The organism is Nocardia sp. NPDC059691, assembly GCF_042733915.1.
Classification (GTDB): Bacteria; Actinomycetota; Actinomycetes; order Mycobacteriales; family Mycobacteriaceae; genus Nocardia; species Nocardia sichangensis.
In genome coordinates, this window is record NZ_JBHWFB010000001.1 from 552,758 (window position 1) to 565,717 (window position 12,960).

The following is a 12,960-nucleotide window of genomic DNA, read 5'->3' on the forward strand; positions in this document are numbered from 1 at the left end:
ACGAACGGATCTAAGGATTCCCATTGACCACTCCGAATCAGCCGAATGACGAGCGGCACCAGACGAACGGTGTGACCGAGCGGATCGCACCGTCACCGATTCCGCCGCGGCCGATCCCACGGCCGGTCGCCTCGGCCGAGAACGGTCAAGGCCAGCAGAGCGGCGGCCAGTCGGGCGGTCACCCTGGTGGCGGCCATCCCGGTGGGCCGCAGCCGGGTGGTCCGCAGGGCCAGTCGAACGGGCCGCAGTCCGGCGGTCATCCGGGTGGCCAGCCGGGCAACCAGCCCGGCGGCAACCAGCCGCGCGAGATCCGCGATCCGCAGGTCGCGCAGCAGCAGGGCGCGCCCGACCAGACGCCCGGAGGCGACGGCCAGGATCGCTTCGACCAGAAGACGACCCGGATCCCCAATCAGGCCCCGCAGTCCGCGCCCGAGAGCGAGGACAAGCAGCCGGTGGGCGCCACCAATGGCGGACAGCAGTCGCCGTATCAGGACGGGTGGGCGCAGCTGCCGCAGCGGGAGCCGCAGTCCAACCTGTACCGCCCGGGGCAGGCCCCGGTCACCGGCCGCCCGACCTCGGGCGGCGCGGGCGGCGGCCTCGGCGGCACGTCCAACGCGCGTACCACCGCCGACTTGGCCGCCAAGGCGGCGCGCAAGGAAGCGGCGATGGTGAAATCCGTCGGCATCGACGGCCCCACCCGCAGCATCGCGCGGCCGGAACTGATCAAGGACATGCCGGACCTGTCCGAGATCCGGCATCCGCTGCCGCAGCCCGAAGCCGCGGGCCAGCAGCCCGGGCCGGTTTCGCCCGCGGTTCCGGTCGCGGTCGCGGCGGTCGCCTCCGGCGAGCCGCTGCGGGCCACCGTGCAGATCCGTCGCATCGACCCTTGGTCGACGCTGAAGATCTCGCTGGTCATCAGTGTGGCGATGTTCTTCGTGTGGATGCTGGCGGTCGGCCTGCTGTACATCGTGCTCGAGGGCATGGGCGTGTGGGAGCGGCTGAACAACACGTTCACCGACATGGTGTCCCAGGACAGCGGTTCGGTGGGACTGATCGACGCGGGCACCGTGTTCGGGTACGCGGGCGTGATCGGCTTGATCAACGTCGTGCTGTTCACCGCGCTCGGCACCGTCGGCACCTTCATCTACAACCAGTGCTGCGACCTCGTCGGCGGCATCCAGGTCACCCTGGCCGACCCCGACTAGTCCCGGAACGTCCAGACGGCCGGTACTCGCCCAATGGGCAGAGTGCCGGCCGTTTTCGTGGATACTGTCACTTGACGGACTGTCATACCGGCGGCGCTGACAGCGGCTGTCGCTGCCGCCGTAAGTGCGCCGCGCTAAGGCTTCTACCAGCCGTTTTGGTTCAGTGGATAGGTGTTGTGTAGTCTCTACACGTCGTTGTTCATGCAAACAACACAAACTACGGGCCTATAGCTCAGGCGGTTAGAGCGCTTCGCTGATAACGAAGAGGTCGGAGGTTCAAGTCCTCCTAGGCCCACCTCCCTCAGTGCCAGATCAGGCGCCATTCCGGTCTTCTCGAGCCGATCTACCGTTGCGTCATCAACCGGCCGTCCGCCGTTCAGCGGACTTCGCCGCATTCCCTGTAGACCCGGCGCGTCCGCTGCTTCACCCCGCGCTCCAGGGGCCGAGTACCGCACCGTCTACTCGGCGCTGATGCGTCAAGGACTCCTACGCCGATTGGCTGATGAAACACCACAAGGGGAGGGCGGGGTGTGCGTCACAAAGCCCGCCAGCGACGGAGTCGGTCGGTGCCGGGGTGAAGGCCTCGGGCGGAAGGGGTTCGGCCGTGCCGGCGCCGACCGCCGGGGGCACCGTCGTCCGGCAATCGCCGGTGCCCTGCGCACACGCCGGTCGGTCGTCGAAATCCCGGCCGCGCTCTCGGGGTTCTACTGGCAGAACTGGGGGCCCTGGTTCATGAGCATCAGCTTGATGATGGTGCAAAGGATTCCCGACGACGAACCGCTCGCCGAGCCGCTGTCGCCGGCGGCGATCGAGGACACAGACGGAGTGGGCTGCGAAGTCTCCGCCTGCGCGGTTGCGGCAGGTGCCAGCACAGCCACGGTCAAAAGCGCGCCGATGGTGAGCCGAGTGATTCGAGTCATGTCGAATCTTCCTTTCTCTCTTGGGTTTTCGGTCCGCCGAGGCGTACCGCCAAGTCCATCGGCGGCTCCACTTCCGCCGTTACAGCGGTGTTATCCAACGACCGTTCGCCCCCGGACACTGCCCCCGGCCCAGACTGACCACCTGCGGGACGGTGTTCTGGGCCTAACGACTTCCTGGCGGGCTCGCGCGTGCCCGAGATGTCTCCGCGTATCGGCACTTGCTGTTCAGACCGGAGACTCCCGCTGGGACGCACCCTTGTAACACCAAGGGCGGTCGGTGCGACATCTCTGACAATAGTTGAGGGACAAGAACATTCGTAGCGCTGCGATGCCGCAATGCGTCGCTTCGGCGCGCCGGTGATCGCGGGCACGAACGAATATCGAAACCGAGGCTCGGTCAGCAATTTCGAGGGGTGCGCAATGAACGTCAGACTATCGGCTGTGCTGTCGATCGCGGCCACCGTTGTGGTCGCAACCGCCGCGTGCGGGACCGATTCGAGCACATCGGCCGGGTCCGCGACGTCGGCGGGAAGTACGACCACCGCGTCATCGGCGGGTCCGGCGGCGACGCGGACAACAGCGATCGGCGAACAACCGGGAGCGGCGCCACAACCAGGAGGGGTACCGCAAGCGGGAGGGGCGCCACAGCCGGCGACGGCGCAACAACCGGCTCCCGGGGCCACCGCGGTCCCGGAACCATCCGTTGCGGCGACCTCGTCTCCCGCTACGCAGTCGGCGCCGGAAGGTAGCGGCCACGGCCTGTGCTTCGACGTCAACTCGGCGCTCGCGGCGTCCTCGGTCGCCACGTTGGCCGCGCCGCCCGGTGGCGGGTCATGGACGATCCAAGGGGCGAGCGAGGATCCCATCGCGGCAGGATGTTCCGGGGTGCTGTCGTGGATGACTGTGGAATGGCCGGGAATTCATCCCGGCACACACGTTCTCTTCTTCACCGGCGGGAAGTATCTCGGGACCGCGAGCGCGCGGCCGTATGGGTACACGACAGTTCTGGGCAAGACCCGCGACACCGTGTCCGTGCAGTACCGCTGGCCGTTGAAGGACGACGCGCTGTGCTGCCCGCAAGGAGGACCGAGCGTCGTGACATTCACCCTGAACGGCACCACCGTGCAGGCGAACGGGCAGTTCCCGCCGGAGAACTGAACGGTCCACACCGGAACCACACACGAAAAAGGCTCACGCTCCGTGAGCATGAGCCTTCGACGAGTGGAGCCTAGGGGAATCGAACCCCTAACCCCTGCCTTGCAAAGGCAGTGCTCTGCCAATTGAGCTAAGGCCCCGCGCGTACATACGCCTGCAAAACGTTACCTTCTCGCCGCTGAGATGGTCAAAACGGCAGGTTGTCGCGTCAAGCCGAGCGCCGTCGGCCGCACGCCCGGGTCAGGCGGCGTCGGCGGGCTTGAGCACCGTGGCGAGGGAAGGCGGGGGTGCGAGCAGATCTCGTCCGCCTCGTCGGCCGGAACGCCGAACATCCGAAGCAGGTCTTCGGTGACCTGATCGGTGGCGGCCGCGTCGTCACGGTCGGGGTGATCGTGCAATAAGCGGCCGAGACACAGAGCGGCTCCGGCCACGATCGTCATGGCCAGTTCGGCGTCCGGTGTGCGGAAACGGCCGACGCGAGCGGCGGCCTCGATGTCGGGGCGAGCGCGCGGTGCGAGTCTCTTCTCCGAGGCGGTGAGCGTCAGGCCGTTGTTGAGCAACACCTTGCTCAGAGTCGGGATTCTCCGGTGCAGCCTCGATGATGATAACTCATTGTTCAGTCTTGACGAATCCATCAGAGATCCGGCTCGAGTCCTTCTGGGCGGGCTTCGGGCACCGCAGTAGGGTGGAAACCATGAAACTTCTTCTCACCGCCGGTGTCGTGGTCCTGGTTCTCTTCGGCATCTCCAAGCTGCGCCAGCGCAGCGACGCGGACATGTGGCACGAGGTGACCACCCGCTGATCCCGGGAGGGGCCTTAGCTCAATTGGCAGAGCACTGCCTTTGCAAGGCAGGGGTTAGGGGTTCGATTCCCCTAGGCTCCACTGATTACCTGAAACGCTTCGTTCCGGTGCGGCGGCCTACCGGCTGGTGCGTTGGTGTGCGCACCCGAGCTTCGAGGCCGATACGGATAACGGGTGTCCCCCCGACGAATTTCGAGTCGACAGCAGCGGGAACACGGGCTCGCCGTCCCGGCGGGGTGGTGAAATTTCCGGCCGGATAGCCGGAACCTTTGTGTCCAATTGGACACAGAGCGGCAGCGGCACAGCCGCGACAAGGCGCCGCAATCAGACGATATTCGTCGATACTGTGCCAGACTGGCCCGGCACAGTAATACACTCCTCACCCTCGGAGGAACGTCAATGACGAATTCTGTTGCGCCACTCGAATTGCCCGAACCTCTGGTCATCACGCTGGGGAATCTCAAGGGCGGTGTCGGCAAAACGACATCAGCGTTCTTCTTGGCGAGCTACTTCGCTTCTGTTCACGAACTGCGGGTGCTGGTGATCGACGCCGACCCGCTCAGCCAGACCGGCTACTCCTGGTACCGGCGGCTGGTCAAGGGGGGCATCGAAGTGCCGTTCCATCTGGTCGCGTTCCCGTCGCGGCATGTCGGCGACTGCATCACCGACAATGCCGCCGATTTCGACGTCATCATCGTGGACGCCGGGGGTGAGTCGGCCGATATCTTCAAGGCCGCTGTTCCGGAGAGCGACGAGCTGTTGCTGTTGACGAGTGTGAGCCCGTCGGAAGTCAAACGCGTGCCGAGTACGTTCAAAGCCGCCGAGGAGGCGGCGGCCGACACCGACCGGGAAATCCGGGTGCGGGTGCTGATGACCAAAGTCCCGGTGATCATGAAGAAAGGCGTCAATGTCTCGACCGAATACCGTGCGCAGCGGGGCCATTTGGAAAGCGCGGGCTACGATGTATTCGATTCCTATTTGAGCGCCTGGAAATGGTATCGGGAGGCGGCCGACGGGGAGGTGGGGGAGGGCGCCGAGAATCCGATCGAGGATTTGGGCGAGTACCGCAAGGTGGGCGACGAGCTGCTGAGCGCGTATCGCGCCCTGCTGGAGGTGCCTGCCTGATGCCTCCACAACGCAGGAAGGGTTCGATCGGCGGGGCGAATCCGCTATCCGACGGGGCCGAGCACACGCCACCGGTGTCCCCGCTGCGCGACGCCGAATGGCGGCGGTCGAAGCCGGCCGTGAGCCCGAATGTCTTGACCATGCCGGTGCCGGACGCGGGTGACGGACCCCTGAGCGACCGAGAACGGGCGCAGTTGACGGCGTGCGAGTCGTCGATCGACACGCTGCGGATCGCATTCTGGGCCGCCGGGCGTGCGCTGCAGATCGTGCGGGACGGCAGGCTCTACCGCGACAGTCACGAGACGTTCGACGACTACGTGGAACAGCGGTGGGATATGCAGCGGTCATACGCGCACAAGCTGATTCGCGCTTGGCCGCTCGCCGCGCGGCTGCAGCCGGTCGCGCCCGCGATCAACGAGGGCCAGGTCCGCGAACTGCTGCCGGTGGCGGCCGAATACGGGGAAGACGCGGCGGTCACCATCTACACCACCGTGGCGGCGGGTGCCGACGTGAAGGTCACCGCGGGAAAGCTCCGGCAGGCGGTGGCCCTGCTGCCCGAACGCTATGACGAAGAAGTGGTGGTCGAGCGTCTCCAAGCGTGGCTGCGCGGCGAACTGCCGGGCGACCCGGCCGATCGCTCCGCCGACATCTTCACCGCCATGGAATCCCGGCTCGCGGCGCTGACGAAGCGCGTGGTCAAAGGGTCCAGCGACGACCCACGCGCGGCGCGCGAATTCGCGGCCAAGCTCCGTACGATCGCCGAGCAGATCGAGGAACAGATCACCGCGTGAAATCGCAGTCGGCGACGGCCCCGCAGCGGAACGTTTTCCCTGCGGGGTCATTGCGTATAGGGGAACGAATTGCGAGACGCGGAATTATCGTTGCGAGTGCCGGAACGAGTTATTATTTCGTTATGGAAATAAAGGTGTGTTGTGCTTTACGTGATGCAAACTATGCCGAAAGGTGAATACTCGGATCGGATCCGCTGGACTGACGAAGCACCGTGATGGTTTTCGAATCAATTCGAGGTCTTTGGTGAAGTCCGTCGCGCCACGCATGGCGGCGTCGTATGGCTCCGCCGGAGGCCGGCGATATGAGCATCGGAGGACCGCATCATGGCATCATCGACCGACGACCGATATATCCGCTACCTGCGACGTGCTGTGCTCTGGGCACTCGCCACCGGAGCGGCCGCATTCATCGGCGTGTTGTGCAACGCAGGGGAGGCATCGGCCCAGCCGGTGACCATTCCGGGCGTGGGAACGTTCGAGATTTCCGACTACATTCCCCTGAACAACGCCATACTCCCCGTCACCGACTCTCCGGTGACAGCCGGGTTCTCGGATATCGAGAACATCGCGAGTACCCCGGTTCCGCAGATCGAGATCGCGCCTGCCACGCTCGGCCCGGCGATCGAGTCCCCGGTTTCGGTGAAGATTCCCGTCATCGAGCTGCCGTTACCGACGACTGTGCCCGCGATCGAGATCCCACTGATCGGCGTGCTTCCGGAGATCGAGATCCCTTTCCTCGACGACCTCCCGCAGATCATGCCTCGGGCGCCCACTCCGCCCGCCGCGGTGATTCCGCAGAGGACCGCCGGTGAGATGGCCGTCGACGCGGCACGAACCAAACTCGGTTCCGATTACAGCTATGGCGCCGTCGGCCCGGACTCCTTCGATTGCTCCGGGCTGGTGCAGTGGTCCTACGAGCAGGCCGGCGTGGAGCTGCCACGCACCAGCTACGACCAGCTCGCCGCCGGAACGCCGGTACCGCTCGACGAACTGCGCCCCGGCGACATGGTCTCGTTCTACGGCGGAAGCCACTCCGCCCTCTACGCAGGCGACGGCAAAGTCATCCACGCATCGACATACGGCACGGGCGTGACCACTTCCCCCCTCTCCTCGATGCCGGTGACAGGCGCCCGCCGATTCTGATTCCCTCTGGTGCAGCCGCACCGCGGTTCGCAGGTCAGGGAGAGACCGCCGCCGCTTCCAGTGCGGCCAGCGTCTCGGCATCCGGCCAGTGGCGGATTTCGTAGCGGCGAGGTGAGAGATCCGGGACCGGAGTGAGGCCGGTCAGTCCCACGACAGCATCGAACGGGACCTCGAAAAGACGCTCCAGTTCACCTCGGTCGTCACGGCAGAAGGCGACGTAGTCGGCCTCCGGGAGCAAATAGTCGACACCCTCTCCCCAGACGGTGATCGTGAAGGGACCGTTGTCGCCATGGCCGTACATGACCGAACCGACATAAGCGGACTCGAGGTCATAGGGCGTGAATTCCAGATCGCGCTCGACGATCTCGTTGAGAATCTGAGCCTGCGCGTCGTATTCGGTGACCGCCAAACCGCATCGGGCCCGCTGCACGGCGGGCAGGTGGCGGTGCGCGGGCGAACGATCGAGCGGAATGACCGCGCCACTGTCGTCCACGGTGTATCCCTGTGGCGAGACCGGCCGGGCCGCGTCACGGTACTGCTCTTCCACCACCTCGAAGATCGGCTCGAGATCGTCCGCGCCGGTCGCGATGATGAGCGTGTCGACATCGGGCATGAAGGCGACAGGTGGTCGGGTTCCGAAGCCGGAACCGGCGAGCCAGCCGGGGAACAGCGGCCATGATGTGCAGTAGCCGTCGCCGTCGTCGACGAATTGCAGGATGCCGTCTTCCTCTATGTCGGTGAAACTCACTATCGCGCCGAGGTTCTCGCGCGCCGCCGCGAAAACCTCCTCGGGACTCACATCCCATTCGCGCAACGACGCGTAGGTGACGATCGATCGGGTGTGGGGCAAATCGATGGCCACCATCTCGTCCACGAATGGAAACGCGGAGCGAGCGATCGGCCGCGACTCCGGTTCGACGCCTGCGCCGAAGCTGTTGGGACGCAATACCGGCCGCAGCATGGACCGCACCGAAGGCCAACCCGGCGCGGGGGCGCGTAGCTCACGCACGGCGTCGCAGTGCTGTGCGACCCGGGCATCGCGCTCCGTGGCATCGAGCTCACGCGTTTCCCGAAAGATGTTGTGCAGGTCGAGAAACAGATCGCCGACGCGTATCGCGAACTCGTCCGGGTCGTATTCGACATCGGTTTCGCCCAGCGCCGCCAGATGCTGCATGACGAGCGCGGCGAAGGCGGCGGCTTCGTCTTCGATATTCTGCACGCGGCCACGGTAGTCGCGAAGTCCCGCGGTCACCCGGCGGTGGCTTACCGCGGGAGGGGACCGTGCCGATCCAGGTGCAGATAGGTGAAGCCGGTGACGAGCAGGCACACGACTGTCGCGGTGATCAGCATGGCCCAGCCGGCGACCAGCAGGCTCAGCAGTCCGCCGAGCAGCGCGCCGAGCGAGAAACCGGCATAGAGCAGGAAGTACCCGAGCCAGTCCGCGTAGTCGCCACCGCTGAGGTGGCGTTCGACACCTTGACCCAGCTTGACGAGCGTCCCGGTGACGTAGCTGAGTGGTATGGAGACCTCACCGTTGCGGACGAACGATGTGTTGAGCGCGCCGACGCCGAAGGCGACGAACAAGATCGGCAGCAGACCGATCGGCTTGCTGGACGTGTGGTATTCGAGCAGGTCGACGGCCGAGGCCAGCGCCAGGCAGACAGTGGTGAGCAGAGTGGGCCCGTGCGGGTGCCCGGACCAGTAGCGTCTGCGGCACCATGAGGCCACCACGACACCGGACAGGAAGGACATCAGCAATCCGGCGGCCGCCAAACCCATGTCCGATTCGTCGTGAAAGTACCCGAGGACGGCCCGTTCGGTATTGCCCGTCATGAAAGTGACGAAATAGCCGGCGGTATGCATGAACGCCGCCGCACCGATCAACCCGGCGAGTGCCGCCAGCACCCAGGACAGTCTGGCTTCGGAGTCGAAAAGTGCCTTCTTGCGATCTTCTTCGAGTTCCGGCACAGGTCGAACTCCTTCCGGTACGGCGCGGCAGTTCAGTCAAGCAGGCTCGTCGACGGAATCGGCTCACGCAGGGCCGACCGTTGCTCATAGATCGCCGGCATTCCGGGCACGTTCCGCCGACGCATGCTCGCACGCGATATCGAAGCGCCGTTTCACCCTGGTCGGCGGGCCGTCGTCCGCACCGAGCCCTCTCGAGCGAGTCGCTGCTCGGTTACCGTGCTGAGGTGGATACTCTGCTCGACTTCCTGCTGACCGAGCCGGTGGCGGCCGCGCCGCTCGATGACGTCGCCGCGGCGTGGACGCGACATCGTGTGGCGGCGAATCGTTTCGAGCAGCCGGTGGAGGTGTCGATCGCGGGCGGCTTCGGAGCCGACCGGCTCGGGTTCGCCTTCCTGTCCGGTTATCAGGAAGCGCTGCGGACGCTGATTCCGGACCTGCCGGACGACGAACTGGTCGCGATGTGCGCCACCGAGGAAGGCGGCGGTCACCCCGCCGCGATCCGCACCACGCTCACCGAGCGGGACGGGGTTTGGCTGCTCGACGGCGCCAAGTCGTTTGCGACCATGGGCTCATACGCGCGACAGCTGGTGGTGATCGCCAGTGTCGGCACGGCGCCGGACGGGCGGAACCGGTTGCGCGCCTGCACGGTCGAGACGGGGGAACCAGGCGTGCGCCTGACCGATCATCCCGCGCTGTCGTTCGCGCCCGAGGTCCCGCACGCGTCGGTCGTGCTGACCGGCGTGCCGGCGCTGCCGCTTCCCGGTGACGGATATCTGGACTACCTCAAGCCGTTCCGGACGATCGAGGACATCCACGTGCTGGCCGCCACGCTGGGCTGGCTGGTGCGGGTGGCTCGGGTGTCGCAGTGGCCGCGCGCGAGTCGGCAACGACTGTTGACACTGGTGGCCGCCGTGCGCGGCCTGGACATCGATGCGCCGGGTGCTGCCGGGGTGCACATCGCCCTCGGCGGGGTCTTCGATTCGTTCGGTGACGTGCTGGCCGAACTCGAGCCTTTGTGGCAGTCCGCCGACCCCGTGACACGGCAGCGGTGGGAGCGTGACCGGCCACTGCTCGCCACCGCCGGGCGCGTGCGCGCGCAACGCCTCACCGCCGCGTGGCGGGCGGTGGAACCCGGCGACGACCAAGCGGGAAGAGGGTCTGACCTGGTCTGAAAATGGGGAGCGGGCCTCGGCGAAGGGGGGGAGTTAGCCGAGGCCCGCGTAGGGTCGGCCCGGGGGGGAGGGGCCGACGAGAACGATGCTACTCGATGATGTGCGTTTGTGTGTGCGGGGGGACGGCCGCGCTCCAAGTTTTTTGGGTGGGCTTACTTTCTGGATGCCGCATGGCAGTTGTCACTGGCCCCTCGGTCGCCAACGCCATTCCCGCCTGTTGGCTTAGTGTTTGCCAAAAGTGTTGTAAAGCAAGCGTTTCCATGGCTGTACGGCAGCATGACCTGCTGCGGATACGCGTTGGGTACAACATGCCGACCGGTCGCCGAAGAAAGGAATCCACCAGAACGTTCGGGCGTGTCTGCCATTCCGGGCGTGGTGCCGCCCGCGCGCATGGATCGAATGTGTCGTACCCCGATGCGAACATGTGTTCGTGATCACCGACTGGACCGTTCGCACGGAGCGCCCCCGCTCGCCGCGACAACGCGCATGCGAATTTCCGTCATCCGAGTACGGGTCCTCGGCGATTCGGGTAGTCCGCTACGCGCGCTCCGGTACCCGTGCGCGCGGGATCATCGAACCGGTCGCATTCCGATCCGGTACCCCCGAGCACCGACCGGATCGGAATGCGGCCTTCTCGCGTTGCACGAGTCGTCCTTCCGGGGCAGACAGGTCTCCGGAAACAAATCGGATGAAATTGTCGGCGAGCGGGACGATACTGTGCCGGGTATCGGCCAGTGATCCGATCCAGCGAATTGATCGGCGCCCGGGGCTCCTGGGGTCGCGCTCATTCGCATCGAACTCGTCAACTTCAGGAGAATCATGCCCGACGCAATAGTCGCCGAGGGTCTGGTCAAACGATACGGCCAGCTGGTGGCCCTCGACGGACTCGATCTGCGAGTCCCGGAAGGCACCGTCACCGCACTGCTCGGACCCAATGGCGCAGGCAAGACCACCACCGTCCGCGTGTTCACCACTCTGCTGGTGCCGGATGCCGGACGCGCGACGGTCGCCGGAATCGATGTGCTGCGCGATCCGCAGACGTTGCGTTCCCGCATCGGGGCGTCGGGACAGTATGCCGCGGTCGACGAATACCTCACCGGTTTCGAGAATTTGGAAATGGTGGGACGTCTTTATCACATGGGGGTGCAGCGAAGTAAGGAACGCGCGCGCGAATTGCTCGAACGATTCCGGCTCACCGACGCCGCGGACCGTCCGGTCAAGGGTTACTCCGGCGGCATGCGCCGTCGCCTCGATCTGGCGGGTGCGTTGGTCGCGAACCCTCCCGTGCTGTTCCTCGACGAGCCCACCACCGGACTGGACCCTCGTGCGCGCCTGGATCTTTGGGACGTGATCGAGGAATTGGTCGCGGGTGGGACAACGTTGCTGCTCACCACCCAGTACATGGAGGAGGCGGATCGGCTCGCCGATTCGATCGCGGTGATCGACCACGGCAAGGTGATCGCCAAGGGCACCGCGGACGAACTCAAGACCATGGTCGGCGGCGACCGCATCGAGTTGACCGTCGATCGCGTGGACAATCTCGCGACGGCCGAGGCCGCGCTGAAGAGTTTGGCGGACGGGGAGATTCATCTGGAACCGGGGTTGCGCCGGATCATCGTCCCGGTCTCCGACGGGTCGCAGGCACTGGTGGAGGCAGTGGGGCGGCTGGCCGAGCACAGCGTGCAGATCCACGACGTAGGTCTGCGCCGCCCGTCGCTGGACGACGTCTTCCTCACCCTCACCGGTCATGAGGCGGAAGCGATCGCCGCCGGTGACGCGGCGAACGACGAGCTGGGAGCTACGGAAGGAACGATCCGATGACCGCCGCCGCCCCGGTCCTGGGCAGGCCCTCGCTGGGCGCGCGACTGTCCATAGTGGTCAGCGACAGTGTGACCATCGCGAAACGCAACGTCATCAAGATCAAGCGGGTACCCGACGTCCTGATCTTCTCCACGCTCTCGCCGATCATGTTCGTGCTGCTCTTCGCCTATGTCTTCGGCGCGGCCATCGACGTGCCAGGCCTCTCCGGCGGATATCGCGAGTTCCTCATCGCGGGCATCTTCGCGCAGACCGTGGTGTTCGGTGCGACCTTCACCGGCGCGGGGCTGGCCGAGGACATGCAGAAGGGCATCATCGACCGATTCCGCTCGCTGCCGATGGCCTCGTCGGCGGTGCTGGTCGGCCGCACGATCAGCGATGTGGTGATCAACGTGGTCAGCCTGACCGTCATGTCGCTGACCGGCCTGCTCGTGGGCTGGCGCATACGCGGTTCGTTCCTGGACGCGGTGCTGGCCTACATCCTGTTGCTGCTGTTCGCCTACGCGGTGTCCTGGATCATGGCCGTGGTGGGGCTGCTGGTGCGTGCGCCGGAGGTGTTCAACAACGCCAGCTTCATGGTGATCTTCCCGCTCACGTTCATCGCCAACACGTTCGTCCCCAGCGAGAAACTGCCCACCGTCCTTCGGGTGATCGCGGAATGGAACCCGGTGTCCGCGTTGACCCAGGCGACGCGTGAGCTGTTCGGGAACACGAGCCCGCTCGCGCCGACGCCGGATGCCTGGTCGTTGCAGCACCCCGTGATCACCTCGCTGGCCTGGGTGGTGGTGATCCTGGTGGTGTTCGTGCCGCTGGCCCTGCGTCAGTACAAGAAGACGGTCAGTCGCTGATCCGCCGCTGTCT

The 12,960-nt window shown here is 65.7% G+C and carries 12 protein-coding genes, 3 tRNA genes and 1 pseudogene; 11 read left to right on the forward strand and 5 right to left on the reverse strand.

Features of this window, described 5'->3' with window-relative positions:
* Window positions 1-23: 23 nt before the first annotated feature.
* Window positions 24-1,205 carry a DUF3566 domain-containing protein gene (locus tag ACFV2O_RS02565; RefSeq protein WP_379249649.1) on the forward strand — a complete coding sequence of 394 codons (1,182 nt, stop codon included), beginning with the start codon at window positions 24-26 and terminating at the stop codon, window positions 1,203-1,205.
* Between the two features lie 221 nt (window positions 1,206-1,426).
* Window positions 1,427-1,500 (forward strand) — tRNA-Ile (locus ACFV2O_RS02570).
* A gap of 409 nt (window positions 1,501-1,909) precedes the next feature.
* On the opposite strand, the gene ACFV2O_RS02575 is transcribed toward ACFV2O_RS02570, so the two are convergent.
* A complete protein-coding gene (locus tag ACFV2O_RS02575; RefSeq protein ID WP_355073416.1) occupies window positions 1,910-2,125 on the reverse strand; it encodes a hypothetical protein in 216 nt (71 codons plus the stop codon).
* Between the two features lie 897 nt (window positions 2,126-3,022).
* On the opposite strand from ACFV2O_RS02575, the gene ACFV2O_RS02580 reads away from it, so the two are divergent.
* On the forward strand, window positions 3,023-3,283 hold the full coding sequence (locus ACFV2O_RS02580; protein ID WP_355073414.1) for an LppP/LprE family lipoprotein: 261 nt from the start codon (window positions 3,023-3,025) through the stop codon (window positions 3,281-3,283).
* Window positions 3,284-3,347: 64 nt separating this feature from the next.
* On the opposite strand, the gene ACFV2O_RS02585 is transcribed toward ACFV2O_RS02580, so the two are convergent.
* A tRNA-Ala gene (locus ACFV2O_RS02585) sits at window positions 3,348-3,420 on the reverse strand.
* Window positions 3,421-3,564: 144 nt separating this feature from the next.
* Window positions 3,565-3,882: pseudogene (locus tag ACFV2O_RS02590) on the reverse strand (TetR/AcrR family transcriptional regulator); the annotation flags it as partial.
* A 20-nt stretch (window positions 3,883-3,902) separates the two neighbouring features.
* Between ACFV2O_RS02590 and ACFV2O_RS02595 the strand changes: the two are divergent.
* The 5 genes from ACFV2O_RS02595 (at window position 3,903) to ACFV2O_RS02615 (ending at window position 7,141) form a co-directional block, all read left to right on the forward strand.
* Window positions 3,903-4,082: a hypothetical protein gene (locus ACFV2O_RS02595; RefSeq protein ID WP_379250154.1), complete on the forward strand. Its 180-nt coding sequence runs from the start codon at window positions 3,903-3,905 to the stop codon at window positions 4,080-4,082.
* An 8-nt stretch (window positions 4,083-4,090) separates the two neighbouring features.
* Window positions 4,091-4,163: transfer RNA gene (locus ACFV2O_RS02600), tRNA-Ala, on the forward strand.
* A gap of 198 nt (window positions 4,164-4,361) precedes the next feature.
* Window positions 4,362-5,207, forward strand: coding sequence for a ParA family protein (locus ACFV2O_RS02605; RefSeq protein ID WP_355073412.1), 846 nt, complete (start codon window positions 4,362-4,364; stop codon window positions 5,205-5,207).
* Window positions 5,207-5,998, forward strand: coding sequence for a hypothetical protein (locus ACFV2O_RS02610; RefSeq protein WP_379249652.1), 792 nt, complete (start codon window positions 5,207-5,209; stop codon window positions 5,996-5,998). The genes ACFV2O_RS02605 and ACFV2O_RS02610 overlap by 1 nt, the downstream gene beginning before the upstream one ends.
* 324 nt (window positions 5,999-6,322) lie before the next feature.
* Window positions 6,323-7,141, forward strand: a complete 819-nt coding sequence (locus ACFV2O_RS02615; protein ID WP_379249654.1) for a C40 family peptidase — start codon at window positions 6,323-6,325, stop codon at window positions 7,139-7,141.
* A 34-nt stretch (window positions 7,142-7,175) separates the two neighbouring features.
* On the opposite strand, the gene ACFV2O_RS02620 is transcribed toward ACFV2O_RS02615, so the two are convergent.
* Together ACFV2O_RS02620 and ACFV2O_RS02625 are read right to left on the reverse strand one after the other, a co-directional pair.
* Complete coding sequence (locus tag ACFV2O_RS02620) at window positions 7,176-8,360, reverse strand: hypothetical protein (protein ID WP_379249656.1); 1,185 nt, start codon at window positions 8,358-8,360, stop codon at window positions 7,176-7,178.
* A 44-nt stretch (window positions 8,361-8,404) separates the two neighbouring features.
* Window positions 8,405-9,109: a YoaK family protein gene (locus ACFV2O_RS02625; protein WP_379249658.1), complete on the reverse strand. Its 705-nt coding sequence runs from the start codon at window positions 9,107-9,109 to the stop codon at window positions 8,405-8,407.
* A gap of 224 nt (window positions 9,110-9,333) precedes the next feature.
* On the opposite strand from ACFV2O_RS02625, the gene ACFV2O_RS02630 reads away from it, so the two are divergent.
* The 3 genes from ACFV2O_RS02630 to ACFV2O_RS02640 all read left to right on the forward strand — a co-directional run bounded on the left by ACFV2O_RS02630 (window position 9,334) and on the right by ACFV2O_RS02640 (window position 12,947).
* Window positions 9,334-10,281: an acyl-CoA dehydrogenase family protein gene (locus ACFV2O_RS02630; RefSeq protein WP_379249660.1), complete on the forward strand. Its 948-nt coding sequence runs from the start codon at window positions 9,334-9,336 to the stop codon at window positions 10,279-10,281.
* Between the two features lie 819 nt (window positions 10,282-11,100).
* On the forward strand, window positions 11,101-12,102 hold the full coding sequence (locus ACFV2O_RS02635) for an ATP-binding cassette domain-containing protein (RefSeq protein ID WP_355073403.1): 1,002 nt from the start codon (window positions 11,101-11,103) through the stop codon (window positions 12,100-12,102).
* Complete coding sequence (locus ACFV2O_RS02640; RefSeq protein ID WP_379249662.1) at window positions 12,099-12,947, forward strand: ABC transporter permease; 849 nt, start codon at window positions 12,099-12,101, stop codon at window positions 12,945-12,947. The genes ACFV2O_RS02635 and ACFV2O_RS02640 overlap by 4 nt, the downstream gene beginning before the upstream one ends.
* The last annotated feature ends 13 nt before the right edge of the window (window positions 12,948-12,960 follow it).